Consider the following 17,088-nt stretch of genomic DNA (forward strand, 5'->3'; position numbering starts at 1 on the left):
GGTCAGGAGGCGAGCCGTTCCGCTTCCCCTTCTTTCGTCGAGGCCGGATCGGCGACCACGCCGGCGGCGAGCAGCCGGTCGATGTCGGCCCGAGTGTAGCCCAGTTCCGCCAGCAGCGTCGCGCTCTGCGCGCCCACCGGCGGCAGGGCCATGCGCGGACCAAGCCGGCGGCCGTCGAGCGTCAGCGGCAGCAGCGGGACGCGGGTTTCCCCGCCGGTTTCGGTGACGATGGGGGCGAGGCCGCCGCTCTGGTTCAGGTGGGGATCGTCGAACAGCTCCTCCGGCCGGTTGATCGGGGCATAGGGCAGGCCGTTGCGTTCGAACAGACAGGATATCTCGGCTTTGCCATAGGTGGCGAGGCGGCGGCGGATTTCCGGCAGCATCCAGTCGCGGGCGTGGCAGCGCTTGGTGTTGCCGTCCAGCCTGGGGTCGGCGGCCAGGTCGTCGAAGCCGAAGGCGGTGCAGAAGGTCCGCCACTGCACGTCGCTGACCACGCCGAGGAAGATCTGCTCGCCGTCCTTCACCTCGAAGGTGTCGTAGATGCTGAAGGCGGCGATGCGCTCGGGGAAGGGGGGCGGGGCCTCGCCGGTCACGGCGAACTGCTGCATGTGCTGGGCCGACAGCAGGACGCAGGTCTCGAACAGCCCGGACTGGATGTCCTGGCCGCGGCCGGTGGCGTCGCGGGTGCGCAGCGCCGCCAGGATGCCGATCACCCCGAACATGCCGCCCATGATGTCGTTGACCGAGCTGCCGGCGCGCAGCGGCCGGCCGGTCGGGCCGGTCATGTAGGCGAGCCCGGCCATCATCTGCACCACCTCGTCCAGCGCCGTGCGCTTCTCATAGGGGCCGGGCAGGAAGCCCTTCAGCGACAGGGTGATGATGCGCGGATTGCGCGCTTGGAGACTGGCGTAGTCGAGGCCGTAGCGCGCCATCAGGCCGGGCCGGAAATTCTCCAGCACCACGTCGGCGGTGTCGACCAGCTTGTGGATTGCGGCCAGCCCGTCGGGGCTGTTCAGGTCGACGGCCAGCGACTGCTTGTTGCGGTTGAAGGTGCGGAAGAAGCCGGCGGCGGCCCCCGGCAGGGCGCGGGTCTTGTCGCCGGTCACCGGCTCCACCTTGACGACGTCGGCGCCGAGGTCGCCCAGGATCATGCCGCAGGTCGGCCCCATCACCATGTGGGAGAATTCGACGACGCGGATGCCGGAAAGCGGAAGATCGGCCGGCGGCGGGGCGGTATTGCTGTCAGGCATGGACGGGGCTCCGGTGGAAATGCTTGGGCAGGCCGGCGGCGGCGATCTTGCCGTGCAGCGTCTGGCCCGGAAGAAGGGTGGCGAGCAGGCGCTGCGCCCCGATCAGGGCGTCCAGGTCGATGCCGGTGTCGAAGCCCATCGACTCCAGCATGAAGGCGAGATCCTCGGTGGCGACGTTGCCGCTGGCGCCTGGGGCGTGCGGGCAGCCGCCGAGCCCGCCGAGCGAGGCGTCGAACTCGCGGATGCCGATGTCCAGCACGGCGAGGCAGTTGGCGAGGCCGAGGCCGCGGGTGTCGTGGAAATGGGCGCTCCGCAGCCGGTCGCCGGCGATGTCCCGCACCCGCTTGTAGAGGCGGCGGACCTGCGCCGGGTCGGCATAGCCGACGGTATCGGCCAGCGCCACGCGGTCGGCCCCGGCCTCCAGGCAGGCCTCTGCGAGGCGGACCACCTCGTCCTCCGGCACCTCGCCCTGGATGGTGCAGCCGAAGGCGGTGGAGATGCCGGCGTCGATGCGGGTCTTGTAACCGCCCTCGTCGCGGCCGCGGCAGACGCGGGCCAGTTCCTCCACCGACTCCTCGCGGGTCTTGCGGATGTTGGCGCGGCTGTGCGCCTCGCTGGCCGACAGCGGCAGGACGATGACGTCGGAACCGGCGGCGAGCGCCGCCATGGCGCCTTTCAGGTTGGGGGCCAGCGTGTGGACGATGACGTCCGGCAGCGCACGGGCACCGGCCACCACCGCGGCCGCGTCCGCCATCTGCGGCAGCAGCTTGGGCGGAACGAAGGAGGCGGCTTCGAAGCGGCGGATTCCGGCGCGGTGTTCGGCCTCCAGCCAGCGCAGCTTGTCGGCGGTCGGCATGACGCGGTCGAGGATCTGGAGACCGTCGCGCAGGCCGACCTCGACGATGGTCACGGGGGCTTTCGTCATGGCAAGGGTCCTCCGTTCGGATGCGCCGGAACGGGGCGCATCCGGTGGAAACGGGATGAGGGAAGTCGGAACCGCCTAAGGGGCGGTCAGATGCCGAAGCCTGCGGCTTGCGGCAGCCAGAGCGACAGCGACGGGAACAGCCAGATGATGAACAAACCGGCCATCATCAGCAGCACATAGGGCAGGGCGCCGCGCGTGACCTCCGCCAGGGAGGAGGTCGTGATGCCCTTGATGACGAACAGGTTCATGCCGACCGGCGGGGTGATCAGCGCCAGTTCCAGGTTGATCATCAGCATCACGCCGTACCAGATCGGGTTGATGCCGAGCGCGGTCATCACCGGCAGGATGATCGGCGTGGTGATCAGGATGATGGCGATGGTCTCCAGGAACATGCCCAGGATGAAGATCGCCGCCATCACCGCCAGGATGAAGCCGCTCTGCGACAGCCCGAGCGTCGTTACCGTTTCCATGATCTGCGCCGGCAGGCGGATGATGGTGATGGCATGACCGAACATGCCGGCGGCGGCGATGATCATGAACAGCATGGCGCTGGTCCGCATCGTCTGCACGCCGCAATCCAGCAGGTCGGCGACGGTGACGTTGCGGTAGACCAGCAGCGCCACCGCCAGCGCATAGACTGCGCCGACCGCCGCGGCCTCGCCGGCGGTGAAGACGCCGAGATAGATGCCGCCCAGGATCAGCGGCGGCATCATCACCGCCCAGATCGATTTGCGGAAGGCGGAAGCGACGGTGCGGAAACCGGGCCAGGGCTGCGACTGCACGCTTTCCTGCCCCCTGGCCTGCAGCCAGCTGTAGCCGGCGAAGATCACCGCCATCAGCAGCCCGGGGATGATGCCGGCCAGGAACAGGGCGCCGATCGAGGCGTCGGTGACGATGGCATAGAGGATCATCGGTCCCGACGGCGGGATCAGGATGCCCAGCGTGCCGCCGGCGGCGATCAGCCCGTAGGTGTCGCGCTGGCGGTAGCCGTAGCGCTTCATCTGCGGGATGGAGATCGAGCCGATGGTCAGCGCCGTGGCCACCGAGGAGCCGGAGATGGTCGAGAAGATGGTGCAGGACAGGATGGTGGCGAAGCTGAGCCCGCCCTTGATATGCCCCACCAGCGTGTTCGACATCTCGTAGAGGTCGTCGACCACCTTGGCCTTGATCATGATGTGCGCCATGAAGGCGAACATCGGAATGGTGGCGAGCAACGGGTTGTTCAGGCTGGCGAACACCGCGTCGGCCATGCTGTCGACGCTGCCTTCGAACAGGGCCAGGACGCCGAGCGAGGTGAGGGAGAGCGCCGCGAAGATCGGCATGCCGCTGAACAGCAGGAGCAGCAGCGCGCCAAGGATCAGGAACGTCATCAATGGCCTCCCGTCCGCTCGTCCGGCTCGTTGCTGGCAAGGGTCCCGACCAGCTTGGCGAAGGCGACGATCCCCAGCAGGGCGGCGCCGACGGGAAGCGTGGCCTGCGGAATCCACAGGGGCAGTTCCAACTGGCCGGAGGAGTAGGCGTCGAAATCGTAGGAGAAGGCGGCGGTGTGCCAGCCGGTGCGGACCAGCAGCACGGCGAAGACCACCACCGCCAGGTTCGCCCAGGCATCCAGCCAGCGCCGGCCCCGCGGTCCGACCAGGCCCATGATCAGGTCGATGCGAATATGGTGCCCGGTGCGCAACGCTTCGGCGGCGCCGGCCATCACCATGGCGACGACCATGAAGCCGCAGGCCTCGTCCACGCCCTCCAGCGGATGGCCCACGACATAGCGGGCGACCACCCCGGCCGTGGTCAGGGCGAGGACGACGACGATCAGCAGGATGCTCAGTGCGCCGCCGATGCGCGACAGGACCGATGCGGTGCCGGTCAGCAGGCGCAGGGCGCCGTGGGAGGATGCCTTGCCGCTTGCGCGGGCGACCGCCTCGGGGGTGGACATGCTGCTCATGGCCGGCCTCCCCTTATTGGAGCTTCTGGACGAGTTCCAGCAGCTTGCGCCCGTCGGCGCCGGTCTCGTCGGCAAACCCCTCGGCGAAGGCGGGAGCCATGGCGGCCTTGAAGGCGGCGTTCTCCTCCGGCGTCGCGACATGGACCTTGACGCCCTTCGACTCAAGTTCCGCCGGGGCGTTTGCGGCCGCTTCCTGCGAGGCTTCCAGCGCCCAGGCGGCGGCATCTTCGCCGGCCTTCTTCAAGGCCGCCTTGTCCTTGTCGGTCAGCTTGTCGTACCAGCCGGGATTGACGTAGCCGTGCAGGTAGGCCGCCAGCACCGGCACCACCGTCATGTGGTCCTGCACCTCGTAGTATTTGCGCGACCAGGCGGCGGCGACGTCGGTGATGGCGGTGTCGATGACGCCGGTCGCCAGCGCCTGGTAGACCTCGCTGCCGGGGATCGCGACCGGGGTGGCGCCCATCGCCTTCAGCCCGCGGTCGAAGGCCGGACCGATGCCGCGCATCTTCAGGCCCTGGAAATCCACCGGCTTCAGCAGCGGCTTGCCCTTCGAGGTAAAGACGCTGGTGTTGGTCTGGAACATCCAGACGACGTTCTTCACGCCCTTCTTCAGCAGGCGTTCCTCAAGGAAGGTGGCCGCTTCGGAGGTCGGCCACTTCTTCCACGCCTCGATCGACGACATGGTGTAGGGGCCGACCGTGACGTTCATCAGCGGCAGGGTCTTGCCCCACTGGAAGTTCAGCGAGAAGGCGCATTCGATGTCGCCCTTGGCGACGGCCAGGATGTTGTCGTTGGCCTTGATCAGGCTGTCGGAGCCGAACACCTGGACGTCGAGATCGCCGTCCGACAGCGTCTTCACCTCCGCCGCCCAACGGTCGATGACCTTGGAGATGTGATGGGCCGGCGGCAGCTGATGGCTGCAGCGCATCCGCGTCGCGGCCTCCGCATCCGTCGGCAGCGTCATCCATGCCGTGGCCGAGGCGACGGCGAGCAGCGACAGCGTCGATCTTGCGTGGCTGGACGTCTTGGTGGGCGTCATGTCCTGCACCTCCCGATGGTGGTTCGTCGCGGCGGTCCAGCCCGTGCGAGCACGGCGTCCGGACCCGCGGCCCGTTCGACTGCGGGCTTTCGGATTGTTTGTCCGGCAAGCAGAACAGCATGGGGGGAGCAGGGTCGTAAAATATAAAGAACCGAAGCGAGCTATCTGGTTTCCAGATAGGTCTCGCGCAACCGCCCGGGCCAACGGCCCGCTGCATGCGCTTCGCGCACCACATCGATCATCAGCCGGCGCGCCTCCACCACGGCACGCGATGCCATCTTCATCCGCGAGGACACCAGATACAGGGTGCGGCCCATCGACGGGTTCACCACCGGCCGCGCGACCAGTTCGCCGCGGTCGATCTCGTTGCCGGCCAAGGCGGCCGACTGGACCGTCACACCCAGCCCGGCGCTGACCGCCCGCTTCAGTGGAATGGCCGATTCAATCTCCAGATAGACCTTGGCGGCGATGGCGTTGCGCACTTCGGCGTCGCTGGCCAACGCCTGCAGCACGCCGATGCGCCCGGGCATGATCAGCGGCAGACGCAGCACCTCGGCCAGATCGATGGGGCCGCCGTCGCCGATCATCGCCCGGGTGCCGAGGCAGACCAGTTCCTCGTCCAGCAACGGGATGGCCTCCAGCCGGTCGTCGTTGGGCGGCACCAGGGTGAGGGCGATGTCGGCCTGACCGGACAGCATCCATTGATGCATGATCTCGCTGTGCGCCTCGATCACGCGCAGCTTGACCTCGGTCAGGGTGGCCGCGACGCGCCGGATGAAGGTCAGGCCGATGGCCTCCATCGCGGTGTAGTTGAAGCCGACCATCACCGGACCCACCACGGCCCGCGACAGCGACAGCACGTCCAGTTCGGCCTGTTCAAGCGCGTGCAGCACGCCTCTCGCATGGGCATAAAGCCGGTCGCCCGCCTCTGTCCGGCTGACACCGCGCGGCTGACGGACCAGAAGCTGGACGCCCAAATCCTCCTCCAGCGTCGCGACATGCTGGCTGAGCGCCGATTGCGCCACGTTCAGGAACTCGCTGGCCCTGGAAAGGCTGCCCAGTTCGCAGACGGCGACGAAATAGCGGAGGCGACGGAAATCCAGCTTCGGTGGCATGCGGTTTTGTCCCACAGCCTCCCTTGCCGGACAAAGCAGAATATTGCCGCCGGTCCTGCGTTCCGATCCCGCTGCGGCACGGCCGGAAGCGGACCGCACATAAACTTGCAAATGATAATGATTATCATTACTCAGGAGGGGTGCCTGCCGATCCGCAAGGGGACGCCGGTCCTATGATGAAGGGGGAGCCATCACGATGACGACCGGCGGGCAGCCCAGGCAACCGGTGAACGGGAGAACCGTGCCGTCGCGTTGCCACACCGCCGCACGGGTGACGGCCGCGGTGTTTGGCGCCTACGGCTTCGCCTGGGGCCTTGCCAGCTTCGGGGCGGAGCTGGGAGCGCTGGCCGGCATGGCCCCGGCGGAGGCGGTCACCACCTCCAGCCTGCTGGCGCTGCTGGTCCTGCCGGTGGTGGCGCTGTGGGCCTTCGCGGTGCCGCGGGTGGTGGTCGGCTGGGCGGTGCTGGGGGGTGGCGGGGTGCTGCTGACCGTGGCGGCACGATTGGCCGGGGTTGCGGCGCCATGACGAAGGAGAGGCGCAAGCTGATAACCTCGGCGTTGCGCGCCGCCATGCTGTGGCCACATACCTGGACCGGGGTGGCGCTCGGCGGGCTGCTGATGCTGATCTTCTTCATGGGATCGCTGGCCGTCTTCGCATCGGAAATCGATCGCTGGATGATGCCGGCGACCAGGATCGGCGCGGTGGAAACGGGACCGGTCTCGCTCGACCGTGCGGCGGTGCCGCTGGTCGAGGCGATTGCCGCCGGGCGGGCGGTGCGCGACTGGTACGTGCAACTCCCGAACGAGCGGCGGCCGGTGATGGCCTTCCGGGTGCGGACGGACAGCGGCAATGCCGCTGGCATGGCGACGGCCGACGGCAGGCTGCTGGCGCCGGTGGGAACGCTGGGCGCCGGGTCGTTCTTCTATCCGCTGCACTACAGCCTGCTTCTGAAAGCGGGCTTCGTCGGCTACTGGATCGTGTGCTTCGTGTCGGTGGCGATGCTGGCCGGGCTGATATCCGGCGTCATCATCCATGCGCGGATCTTCAAGGACTTCTTCACCTTCCGCAGCTGGGGACAAATCCGCCGCTCGCTGCTCGACCTGCACAATCTGGCCGGCGTGCTGATCCTGCCCTTCCATCTGATGATCACCTTCACCGGCATCGTCATCATCCTGCCCATCGTGCTGCCGGCCGGCGTCCATGCGCTCTATGACGGCGACGTGCAGCGCTTCTACGACGACGCGCTCGGCAATTACAGCCGGCCGCGCAGCGGCATCTCCGCACCGCTGGCTCCGCTCGATCCGATGGTGGCGGAGGCCCGTCGGCTGTGGGGCGGGGGAGAGCCGGCGGTGGTGTTCGTCTACAACGCCGGCGACGCCGCGTCGGTCGTCCGCATCAACCGCGACACCGGCGACCGCATCAGCCTGGACATCCAGCCGGTCTTCTTCGACGGCACCAGCGGCGCCCTGCTGAATTACCGGCGGCCGGGACCGATGGTGGCGACGCACCACGTCCTGTCGGGGCTGCATTTCGCCGCCTTCGAGCACTGGCCGCTGCGCTGGCTGTATTTCCTGTCCGGGCTGGCCGGCTGCGTGCTGATCGGCACCGGCATGCTGTACTGGATGGAGAAGCGGCGGGTCGCCCATGGCCGGAAGCCGGGGATCGGCTGGGGCAGCGTCGCCGCCCTCGCCTGCGGCAGCACCACCGGCCTGCTGATCGCCACCCTGTCGATGCTGGCAGCCAACCGGCTGCTGCCGGCCGGCGTTCCGTCGCGGGAACTGGCCGAGGTCGGCGTCTTCTTCCTGGCCTGGATCGGCAGTGCGATCCAGGCCGCCGTCCGCACCCGGAGCGATCCGCCCTGGAGCGCGCACTGCGCCGCCGTCGCCCTGCTGGCGGGAAGCTGCGCGGTGCTGAACTGGATCACGACGGGGGAGCATCCCCTCCGCGCCGTGGCCCTGGCCGACTGGCCGGTGCTGGGCGTCGATGTCGCGCTGGCGTTGACGGCCCTTGCCGCGTGGCACGTATCCCGGCGTCTGGCCTGCCGGCAAACCCCCGACCTTTCAACCCTGATGAAGGTGACCGACCATGGCTGATGCCCTGTCGCTGCCCGGACTGTTCGGGCTCTGTTATCTCGCCTTCGCGGCACTTGCCCTGACGGTGGAGCGGCATTGGCGCGACCTGATCGATCCCAGGCGCGCGCCGCCGCGCCGAACGGTGTTCCGCCTGCGGCTGGCGGCGCTACTGTGCATGGCCGCCGCCCTGTCCGTCGCCGTCAGGCAGGGCGGTACGGCCTTCGGCATCCTGCTGTGGGTGCTGGCGCTGAGCGCAGGAGCACTCGCCGTCGCGGCGACCGTCACCTGGAGGACCCGCAACGGGAAGACCGGCGCCGCCCGCGGCTGAACCCCGGTCCTGGATCCCCCCTTCACATCCGCATCATGCGGAAGATGGCGATGAACATCACGACCACGCCCACTTCGGCAAGGGTGGCGAGCCAAGCCGGGTGGAACACGATGCCCAGCGGCATGATCAGCAGGAGGATGAGGGACGGAAACACGATGTAGGGCGATTCGAGCCGGCGGGACCACCCCTCCACCCCGGTATTTTCTTCTTCAAGCGGCAACGGTTGCGCCAGATGCGTCGACATCGGATCGGACCCCTGTTTTTGGTCGGCATGAGCGGGGCGACGGGACTTGCGGTCGTATACGACCGGGTCCTTGCCCTTGCGATGCCGATCCTAGGCAGTGCGATCCATCGGAAAAAGCGGAATAAACCGATGGTTTACATCGAATTTTCTCAACTGAACTCCGGGCGGTTCCGTCGTTGCGGGTGATCAGTCCAGGCTTGCGCCCATGTCCGCACCGGCCGCCAAAGGGGCGCCGAGGATGGCCTTTAGTCCGGTGAGGGCCGGGTCGATGACAGCGGCGTCGGCGTCCGTCGGATAGGCGGCGTAGATGGGAAGGCTGAGGGGGCGGATCTCCGGCAGAATCTCGCCCTTGCCGGCATCGATCAGGGGTTGGACGAGTTGCCGGGGAAAATGCCCCGTTCCACCGCATTGCTTGACGTAGTCGAGGCCCAGAGTACCGACGCCGATCGAAACGGGAGCCGATTGCACGTCGGGGCGATGGAGACGCAGGTTGCGCCGGAACTCGTCGCCCCAGTCGATATGGACATAGGGCTCCTCCAGGTAATCCTCGACCGCTGGCATCCGGAACAGGACGAGCTCCTCCTCGAGAAGCAGGCGGATGGACAGGCCCGGCAGCGCGCGCGGCGAATAGAGGACGGCGACATCCAGCGTGCCGTCCTGAAGGCCCTGAAGCAGGCCGCTCGGCAGGCCGACGTCGCAGCGCAAGGCGATCTCGTTGGCATTGCGCCGCATCCAGGGGATCCAGCGGTACAGCAGCCGGTTCCACAATCCCGCCTCGCTGCCGATGCGCAGGAGCGCCTTGTGGCCGGCGGGCAAGGTGGCTTCCTGGCGCGCCTGTTCCCACAGGCGCAGGATCGCCACGGCATGGCGCTGGAAGCGCAGCCCGGCTCCGGTCAGGGTGGCGCCGGTCTTGTTGCGCACGAAAAGGCGACAGCCAAGCTGCTGTTCCAACTGCTGGATTCGTGTGCTGACCGTCGACTGCGTCACATGGAGCCGCTCGGCCGCCGCCATGAAGCTGCCCGCCGCCGTGACCTCCAGAAACGTCCGGGCCATTTCCGTATCCATGACACCTCGCTCGCATGCCGGCATCCGCCCACCGGTCGCTCCCAGTCTTCCAGGATCAGACCTAAGGCATCGGCGGCTTGATCGCGACAAGGCGCTGTGAGACGATTCGTCGCATCCTTCGGTGGCAACCACCGTTGTTGATAGCCCTGCTGCACCGTAATGGTATCGGAAAGACCGATGACAACCATCGGTTAAATTCGCTTTCTGGCTCATTCGGCCGTCAGTAGCCTTCACCGTGCCGGTCGGAGGGAAGCCGGCCGACCTCTCCGGATGTCCGGAGGCAACGTTGAGAAATGGGAGTTCCGCTGTGTCCGTCATGCGTCATGTTCTGTTGGCATCCGTCATTCTGATTTCCGGTGGCACCGTCGCCGCACAGGCGGCGGACGGCGATGCCGCAGCCGGAAAGACGGTGTTCAACGTCTGCAAGGCTTGCCACACCATCGAGGCCGGCGGCCCCAACCGCGTCGGTCCCAACCTGCATGGCGTCGTCGGCCGCAAGGCGGGCTCCCATGACGGCTTCAGCTATTCGGCGGCGGTGAAGGACGCGGGCTATGAATGGGACGAGGCGAAGCTCGATGCCTATCTGAAGGACCCGAAGGCGGCGCTGCCCGGCAACAAGATGGCCTTTGCCGGCGTCAAGGACGATGCCAAGCGCGCCGACCTCATCGCCTACCTGAAGAGCGAGTCGAAGTAACGGCGCAGGCGCCGAAGCAGCGTTCCGTTCGCTGCCGCAGCCCTGCCGGTATGGGGCTGCGGCGGTTCGGTCAAAATTCCCGTCGAACGGGTGCGCCTTCTTGAGAGTGGAGGGGAACTTCTTCTGGTAGAGGTGGTTCTGCGTGGATTTTCGCGAGGCACCCCCATGACCCGGAAGCTGTTTTGGGACGATCCCTACCGCACCCGCCTGGATACCCGCATCGCCGCGGTGGATGGCGACGAGGTGGCGCTGGAGGCCACCATTTTCTATGCGCTCTCCGGCGGGCAGGAGAGCGATGCCGGTACGATCGGCCGCTTCGACGTGCTGGAGGCGCGCAAGGACGGTCGAGAGATCCGCTACAGGCTTGCCCCCGGCCATGGGCTTGTACCCGGCGACGCCGTTGCCGTGGCGATCGACTGGCAGCGCCGCTACCGGCTGATGCGCCTGCACTTCGCGGCGGAGATCGTCCTCGAACTGGTCATGCACCGCCTGCCGGGCATCCGCAAGGTCGGAGCCCACATCGCCGCCGACAAGGCGCGCATCGACTTCGCCTGGGACGAGCCGTTGACCCCGCTGCTGCCCGAACTCGCCGAGCGGGCGATGACTATCGTCGTGGCCGACACCGTCATCCTCAGCGGATTCAGCGACGAGGCCGCTGAGCGCCGTTTTTGGGAGATTCCCGGATTGGCCCGGGTCCCTTGCGGCGGCACGCATCTGCGCAGGGCGGGAGAGATCGGCGCGCTGACGCTGAAGCGCCGCAACACCGGCAAGGGCAAGGAGCGGATCGAGATCGCGCTGGTGGACGCTTAACCGCGGGCAAGCCGTTTCCGGACGCGACCCTAAAAAAGGACCTCCTGGCCACTGGCGTCACCCGGTCGTTCGGGGCCGTGCTCCAGCCGCTGGATGATGCCGGTCAGATGCGTTGCGAAGGCGAACACCGCCTCGGGCAGATGGCGGTCGAGCATCGTCTGGATCTGGTAGTAGCGCTGGTCGAGCGTGGGGGAGTCGATGGGGACCGACGCCACCGGATGGCCGACCGAACTGGAATGGACGGTGAAGGGGCTGGCGATGGTGATGCCGCCGCCCTCCGCGGCGAAGGCCCACAGACCGGCGATGTAGTTGGAAACCAGCACCGGCTCGATCACCACGCCCGCCTGCCCGCAGGCGATGTCGAACAACTGCCGCACCGTCGTGTTTTTCTGCGGCAGGGCCATCGGCTCGCGTGCCAGCTGGGCCAGAGACAGAACCGGCCTGTCCGCCAGAGGGTGGTCCTTCGCCATCACCGCCAGGACCGGTGCACGTCCCTCTCCCAGGGCCGTTACTCCCGGTTCCGGAGCAAAGGAGAAGGTCGCGCCGATGTCGACTTCGCCCTCGCGCACCATGCGGGTCACGGCGGCCGGCGCATCGACGTGCAGTTCGATGCGGATGCCGGGATGGCGGTCGCGGAAGCTGTGGATCGCCGCCGGGACCAGGCTCATGCCGAACCCTTCGGTCGCGGCGACCCGGACCCGTCCGCTCGCCAGCCCGCGCAACCCCTTCAACTCGGTCACGATGGCTTCCTCTTCGAGGAACACGCGCTGGGCATGGCGTGCGAGCAGGTCACCGGCATAGCTCGGCACCATGCCGCGCGGCCGGCGTTCGAACAGATCGACGCCGAGATCGGCTTCAAGGTGGGCGATCTGCCGGCTGATGGCGGAGGAGGCGACATGCAGGCGGGCGGAAGCGTCGGCGATCGATCCGGTGCGGACGACCTCCAGGAAGTAGCGAAGCGCCGTGGCGTTCATGGCATTCCCCCTGCCAAAATTTGATAGGCTAGCGGATAATCAGTGAGCGTAATCATGTCGTTGCCATTTAGGCAACGATAGCTTGCGACTATTATAATTGCGGCATGCCAAACTGCACAATACCGTGTCATGGCTAACTTTCGTGCAGATGGACCCTCTTGGACGGAGTTCGGACATGGCGCCCTTTGCGTACGGTAAGTCGATGGTGTTCGCCGCGGTCGCGGCTTTGGCGCTGCCTGCGGTCTCCTTTTCCACCGCGGCACTCGCCAACAAAGCGAACGACACGCTGGTCTATGCGTCCGACAGCGAGCCGGAGAACATCAGCCCCTATCATAACAATCTGCGCGAAGGCGTCATCATCGCCCATCTCGTGTGGGAAACGCTGATCCACCGGAATCCCAAGACCAGCCAGTATGAGCCGGAACTCGCCACTGCCTGGAAATGGGTCGATCCGGTCACGCTGGAACTTAGTTTGCGCCAGGGCGTGACCTTTCAGGACGGCTCGCCCTTCACCGCCGACGATGTCGTCTTCACCTTCAACTACGTACTGACGCCGGAAGCGAAGGTGGTGACCAAGCAGAACGTCGAGTGGATGGCCGGCGCCGACAAGATCGACGACCACACGGTGCGCGTCCGTCTGAAGGGGCCGTTCCCGGCGGCGCTGGAGTATCTGTCCGGCCCGACGCCGATCTATCCCGCCGCCTATTTCAAGAAGGTCGGGCTTGACGGCTTTTCCAAGGCGCCCGTCGGCACCGGTCCCTACCGCATCACGGCGGTGGAGAACGGCAAGGGCGTGAAGATGGAGAAGTACAAGGGCTACTGGAAAGGCAGCCCGCTCGGTGATCCGTCCATCGGCAAGATCGAATTCCGCGTCATCCCGGACGGCGAGACCCGCATGGCCGAGCTGATGACCGGCGGGGTCGACTGGATCTGGCGCGTGCCGAAGGATCAGGCGGACCAGCTGAAAGCGGTGCCGAACGTCACCGTGCTGTCGGCTGAGACGATGCGCGTCGGCTTCCTGCAGTTCGACGCCGCCGGCCGCACCGCCGCCGACACGCCGATGAAGAACGAAAAGGTGCGCCAGGCCATCGCCTATGCCGTCGACCGTCCGGCGATGGTCAAGAATCTGGTCGGCGAGGGCGCGCGGGTGATGAACTCCGCCTGCTTCATCGACCAGATCGGCTGCACCGACGACGGCGTGCCGCGCTACGAGTACAATCCGGACAAAGCGAGGAAGCTGCTGGCCGAGGCCGGCTATCCGAACGGGTTCGACACCGATCTCTACGCCTATCGCGAGCGCGACTATGCCGAAGCGGTCATCGGCTACCTGCGTGCGGTCGGCATCCGCGCCAACCTGCGGTTCCTGAAATACGCCGCGATGCGCGAGGCGGCCCGCGCCGGCAAGGTGCCGTTCCAATACCAGACCTGGGGCTCCTTCTCGGTCAACGACGCCTCCGCCTTCACGGGGGTGTGGTTCAAGGAGAACGAGGACGACATGAGCCGGGATCCCAAGGTCAGGGCTCTCCTGGACAAGGCGGATACCACCACCGACAGCGCGGTGCGCAAGGATCTCTACAAGCAGGCGCTGTCGATGATCGCGGAGAAGGGCTACCTGCTGCCGCTGTTCTCCTATCCCAGCAACTACGCCTTCAGTTCCGACCTGTCCTTCACCGCCCAGGCCGACGAACTCCCGCGCTTCTACACCGCTCATTGGAAGTGAGCCCGCGGCGGGCCGGCGCAGTCATCGACCGGCCCGCAGCGCTTCCCTGCACGCTCCTCATCAGGAGGCCGCCATGCTCGCATTCCTGCTTCGCCGGCTCGCCGTTGCGCTGTCGGTGGTGCTGACCGTATCGGTCATCGCCTTTCTGCTTCTGCACCTGTCCGGCGATCTTGCCACCGACCTCGCCGGCCCCGAGGCGTCGCCCGAGCAGGTGGCGCGGGTGCGCGTCGAATATGGTCTCGACCAGCCGCTCGTCGTCCAGTACGGCCAGTGGCTGGCCGGAGCCGCCCGGTTCGACTTCGGCCGGTCCTTCTATTTCCGAGAATCGGTGGCGTCGCTGCTCGGCGACCGTATCCCGATCACCCTGAAGCTCGGCGCCATTTCGCTCGGCCTCGCCCTTCTCGTCGCCATTCCGCTGGGGGCGCTGGCCGCGGTGAAGCGCGGCAGCTGGTTCGACCGCGCCGCCCTGGCCTTCTGCGCGCTGGGACAGGCGGTGCCGACCTTCTGGCTCGGCCTGACGCTGATCATCATCTTCGCGGTGAACCTGCGCTGGCTGCCGGTCTCGGGCAATGCGACCTGGAGCCATTACGTGCTGCCGTCGGTGGCGCTCGGCTGGTACGCCATCCCGGCGGTGATGCGTCTGACCCGCAACGGCATGCTGGACGTGATGGCGTCCGACTATATCCGGACCGCACGCGCCAAGGGCCTGCGCCCGCACACGGTGATCTTCAAGCATGCGCTGCGCAACGCGGTGGTGCCGGTGGTGGCGCTGGCGGCGGTGCAGTTCGGCTTCATGCTCGGCGGCTCCATCGTGGTCGAGGCGGTCTTCTCGCTTCAGGGGCTGGGCCAGCTCGCCTGGGAAGCCATCGCGCGCAAGGATTTCCCGGTGGTCCAGGCCATCGTGATGCTGCTCGCCACGATCTACATCCTGCTGACCTTCCTTGCCGACCTCCTCAACGCCTGGCTGGACCCAAGGATCCGCGTCGCATGAGCACCACGAGCGCTTCAGGTGCGGCTCCTGCCGCCGCCGGCTTCGACCCGGTTCCGGTCCGCCGGTCACCGCTGGCCCGTTTCACCAAGCGGGCAGCGCGCCACCCCGGCTTCATGGCCGGCGCGGTCCTCCTCGCCGTCATCCTCGTCCTGTCGATCGGCGCGCCGCTGTTCACCGCCCACGACCCCTATGCGCAGGACATCTCCCGACGGCTGATCCCGCCGGTCTGGCACGACAAGGGAAGCTGGGAGCACTGGCTCGGCACCGACAAGCTGGGGCGCGACTATTTCGCCCGGCTGCTCTATGGCGGCCGCATCTCGCTGATGATCGGGGCGGCGACGGTGCTGCTGTCGGGCGTGATCGGCACGGCGCTGGGCGTCGCCGCCGGCTTCTTCGGCGGCCGGGTCGACATGGTCATCGGCTACGTCATCAACGTCCGGCTGGCGCTGCCGGTGGTGTTGGTGGCGCTGGCGGTGGCCGCCCTGGTCGGCACCTCGCTGAACACGGTCATCGTCGTGCTCGGCCTGCTGCTGTGGGACCGCTTCGCCGTGGTGGCGCGGTCGACGACGCAGCAGATCGCCCACGCCGATTTCGTCGCCGCGGCCCGCGCCATCGGCTGCTCGACGCGGCTGATCGTCTTCTCGGAAGTGCTGCCGAACATCCTCAACCCGCTGATCGTGGTCGCCACGCTGGAGATGGCCCACGCCATCCTGCTGGAGGCGGCGCTGTCCTTCCTCGGGCTCGGCGTGCAGCCGCCGCTGCCGTCCTGGGGCCTGATGATCTCGGAGGGCAAGCAGTACATGTTCTTCAGCCCCTGGGTCATCACCATCCCCGGCGTGGCGCTGGTGGCGCTGGTCCTCGGCATCAACCTTCTGGGCGACGGCCTGCGCGACGTCACCGCCCCCGACAACCGGAGCTGACGGCCATGCCCCTGCTCGACGTCGACACCCTCACCATCGAGATCCCCACCGAGGCCGGTCTGCTGCACGCCGTCAACGGGGTGTCCTTCACCCTGGAGCGCGGCGAGACGCTGGCCATCGTCGGCGAGAGCGGGTCTGGCAAGTCGCTGACCTCGCTGGCACTGATGGATCTGCTGCCGTCACGGGCGGTGCGCAAGGCGCGTTCCCTGCGCTTCGACGGCATCGACCTGATGGCCGCCGGCCGCCGCGAGATGGAGAACCTGCGCGGCGACCGCATGGCGATGATCTTCCAGGAGCCGATGACCTCGCTGAACCCCGCCTACACCGTCGGCGACCAGCTGGCCGAGGCGCTGCGCCGCCACCGCCCGGTCGGCCGGGCCGCCGCGCGCGATCGGGCGGTCCATCTGCTGGAGCGGGTCGGCATCACCGCCGCCGCCTCCCGCCTCGGCCAGTATCCCCACCAGCTGTCGGGCGGCCTGCGCCAGCGCGTGATGATCGCCATGGGTCTGATGTGCGAACCCGACCTGATCATCGCCGACGAGCCGACCACCGCGCTGGACGTGACGATCCAGGCGCAGATCCTGCTGCTGCTGCGCGATATCCAGCGCGAGTTCGGCATGGGGCTGATCCTGGTCACCCATGATCTCGGCGTCGTCGCCCGCGTCGCCACCAAGGTGGCGGTGATGTATGCCGGCCGGCTGGTCGAGACCGGCCCGGTCGAGGCGGTGTTCGGTGCCCCCAGCCATCCCTACACCCAGGGGCTGCTGCGCGCCATCCCGGTCCCCGGCCGCACCAAGCCGGGCGAGCCGCTGGGCACCATTCCGGGGCAGGTGCCGAACCTGATCGGTCCGCTGGCCGGCTGCGCCTTCCGCAACCGCTGCGACCGCGCCACCGACGCCTGTGCCGCCGCTATTCCGGACCGGGACCTCGGCCCCGGCCACCGCATGGCCTGCGTGCTCGACCCCGTCGCCGTTCCCGCCTGATCGCCTTCCCCG

Annotated in this window: 18 protein-coding genes; 9 read left to right on the plus strand and 9 right to left on the minus strand. The window is 67.5% G+C overall.

What is annotated here, in order from left to right; genetic code table 11:
• Positions 1-2: 2 nt before the first annotated feature.
• From JHL17_RS13715 to JHL17_RS13740, 6 genes are all read right to left on the minus strand, one after another.
• On the minus strand, positions 3-1,250 hold the full coding sequence (locus JHL17_RS13715) for a CaiB/BaiF CoA transferase family protein (protein ID WP_200193987.1): 1,248 nt from the start codon (positions 1,248-1,250) through the stop codon (positions 3-5).
• A complete protein-coding gene (locus tag JHL17_RS13720) occupies positions 1,243-2,175 on the minus strand; it encodes a hydroxymethylglutaryl-CoA lyase (protein ID WP_200193989.1) in 933 nt (310 codons plus the stop codon). The genes JHL17_RS13715 and JHL17_RS13720 overlap by 8 nt, the downstream gene beginning before the upstream one ends.
• An 86-nt stretch (positions 2,176-2,261) precedes the next feature.
• Positions 2,262-3,545 (minus strand): TRAP transporter large permease, encoded by a 1,284-nt coding sequence (locus JHL17_RS13725; RefSeq protein ID WP_200193991.1) that lies wholly within the window; start codon positions 3,543-3,545, stop codon positions 2,262-2,264.
• Positions 3,545-4,120 carry a TRAP transporter small permease gene (locus JHL17_RS13730; protein ID WP_200193993.1) on the minus strand — a complete coding sequence of 192 codons (576 nt, stop codon included), beginning with the start codon at positions 4,118-4,120 and terminating at the stop codon, positions 3,545-3,547. The genes JHL17_RS13725 and JHL17_RS13730 overlap by 1 nt, the downstream gene beginning before the upstream one ends.
• 13 nt (positions 4,121-4,133) lie before the next feature.
• A complete protein-coding gene (gene dctP / locus JHL17_RS13735) occupies positions 4,134-5,159 on the minus strand; it encodes a TRAP transporter substrate-binding protein DctP (protein ID WP_200193995.1) in 1,026 nt (341 codons plus the stop codon).
• A gap of 161 nt (positions 5,160-5,320) precedes the next feature.
• Positions 5,321-6,274, minus strand: a complete 954-nt coding sequence (locus tag JHL17_RS13740; protein ID WP_200193997.1) for a LysR family transcriptional regulator — start codon at positions 6,272-6,274, stop codon at positions 5,321-5,323.
• Between the two features lie 196 nt (positions 6,275-6,470).
• On the opposite strand from JHL17_RS13740, the gene JHL17_RS13745 reads away from it, so the two are divergent.
• The 3 genes from JHL17_RS13745 to JHL17_RS13755 are packed head-to-tail and all read left to right on the plus strand — an operon-like array spanning position 6,471 to position 8,675.
• Complete coding sequence (locus tag JHL17_RS13745; RefSeq protein ID WP_200193999.1) at positions 6,471-6,800, plus strand: hypothetical protein; 330 nt, start codon at positions 6,471-6,473, stop codon at positions 6,798-6,800.
• Positions 6,797-8,368 carry a PepSY-associated TM helix domain-containing protein gene (locus JHL17_RS13750; protein WP_200194001.1) on the plus strand — a complete coding sequence of 524 codons (1,572 nt, stop codon included), beginning with the start codon at positions 6,797-6,799 and terminating at the stop codon, positions 8,366-8,368. Before JHL17_RS13745 ends, JHL17_RS13750 begins: the two co-directional genes overlap by 4 nt.
• Positions 8,361-8,675, plus strand: coding sequence for a DUF3325 domain-containing protein (locus JHL17_RS13755; RefSeq protein ID WP_200194003.1), 315 nt, complete (start codon positions 8,361-8,363; stop codon positions 8,673-8,675). Before JHL17_RS13750 ends, JHL17_RS13755 begins: the two co-directional genes overlap by 8 nt.
• Positions 8,676-8,697: 22 nt before the next feature.
• Here JHL17_RS13755 and JHL17_RS13760 read toward each other — a convergent pair whose 3' ends face one another.
• Together JHL17_RS13760 and JHL17_RS13765 are read right to left on the minus strand one after the other, a co-directional pair.
• Positions 8,698-8,919, minus strand: a complete 222-nt coding sequence (locus JHL17_RS13760) for a hypothetical protein (protein ID WP_200194005.1) — start codon at positions 8,917-8,919, stop codon at positions 8,698-8,700.
• 186 nt (positions 8,920-9,105) lie between these two features.
• Positions 9,106-9,972, minus strand: coding sequence for a LysR family transcriptional regulator (locus JHL17_RS13765; RefSeq protein ID WP_200194007.1), 867 nt, complete (start codon positions 9,970-9,972; stop codon positions 9,106-9,108).
• 328 nt (positions 9,973-10,300) lie between these two features.
• On the opposite strand from JHL17_RS13765, the gene JHL17_RS13770 reads away from it, so the two are divergent.
• Positions 10,301-10,678 carry a c-type cytochrome gene (locus tag JHL17_RS13770; protein WP_200194329.1) on the plus strand — a complete coding sequence of 126 codons (378 nt, stop codon included), beginning with the start codon at positions 10,301-10,303 and terminating at the stop codon, positions 10,676-10,678.
• A 165-nt stretch (positions 10,679-10,843) separates the two neighbouring features.
• Positions 10,844-11,488, plus strand: coding sequence for an alanyl-tRNA editing protein (locus JHL17_RS13775; RefSeq protein WP_200194009.1), 645 nt, complete (start codon positions 10,844-10,846; stop codon positions 11,486-11,488).
• 29 nt (positions 11,489-11,517) lie between these two features.
• On the opposite strand, the gene JHL17_RS13780 is transcribed toward JHL17_RS13775, so the two are convergent.
• Positions 11,518-12,462, minus strand: a complete 945-nt coding sequence (locus JHL17_RS13780) for a LysR family transcriptional regulator (protein ID WP_200194011.1) — start codon at positions 12,460-12,462, stop codon at positions 11,518-11,520.
• 175 nt (positions 12,463-12,637) lie between these two features.
• Between JHL17_RS13780 and JHL17_RS13785 the strand changes: the two genes are divergently transcribed.
• The 4 genes from JHL17_RS13785 (at position 12,638) to JHL17_RS13800 (ending at position 17,076) form a co-directional block, all read left to right on the plus strand.
• Positions 12,638-14,182, plus strand: coding sequence for an ABC transporter substrate-binding protein (locus JHL17_RS13785; RefSeq protein WP_247893528.1), 1,545 nt, complete (start codon positions 12,638-12,640; stop codon positions 14,180-14,182).
• A 73-nt stretch (positions 14,183-14,255) separates the two neighbouring features.
• A complete protein-coding gene (locus JHL17_RS13790) occupies positions 14,256-15,173 on the plus strand; it encodes an ABC transporter permease (protein WP_200194013.1) in 918 nt (305 codons plus the stop codon).
• Positions 15,170-16,093 (plus strand): ABC transporter permease, encoded by a 924-nt coding sequence (locus JHL17_RS13795; RefSeq protein WP_200194015.1) that lies wholly within the window; start codon positions 15,170-15,172, stop codon positions 16,091-16,093. The genes JHL17_RS13790 and JHL17_RS13795 overlap by 4 nt, the downstream gene beginning before the upstream one ends.
• A gap of 5 nt (positions 16,094-16,098) precedes the next feature.
• Positions 16,099-17,076 carry an ABC transporter ATP-binding protein gene (locus tag JHL17_RS13800; RefSeq protein ID WP_200194017.1) on the plus strand — a complete coding sequence of 326 codons (978 nt, stop codon included), beginning with the start codon at positions 16,099-16,101 and terminating at the stop codon, positions 17,074-17,076.
• Positions 17,077-17,088 lie beyond the last annotated feature (12 nt).

It is taken from the genome of Azospirillum endophyticum (assembly GCF_016595245.1).
GTDB lineage: Bacteria > Pseudomonadota > Alphaproteobacteria > Azospirillales > Azospirillaceae > Azospirillum > Azospirillum endophyticum.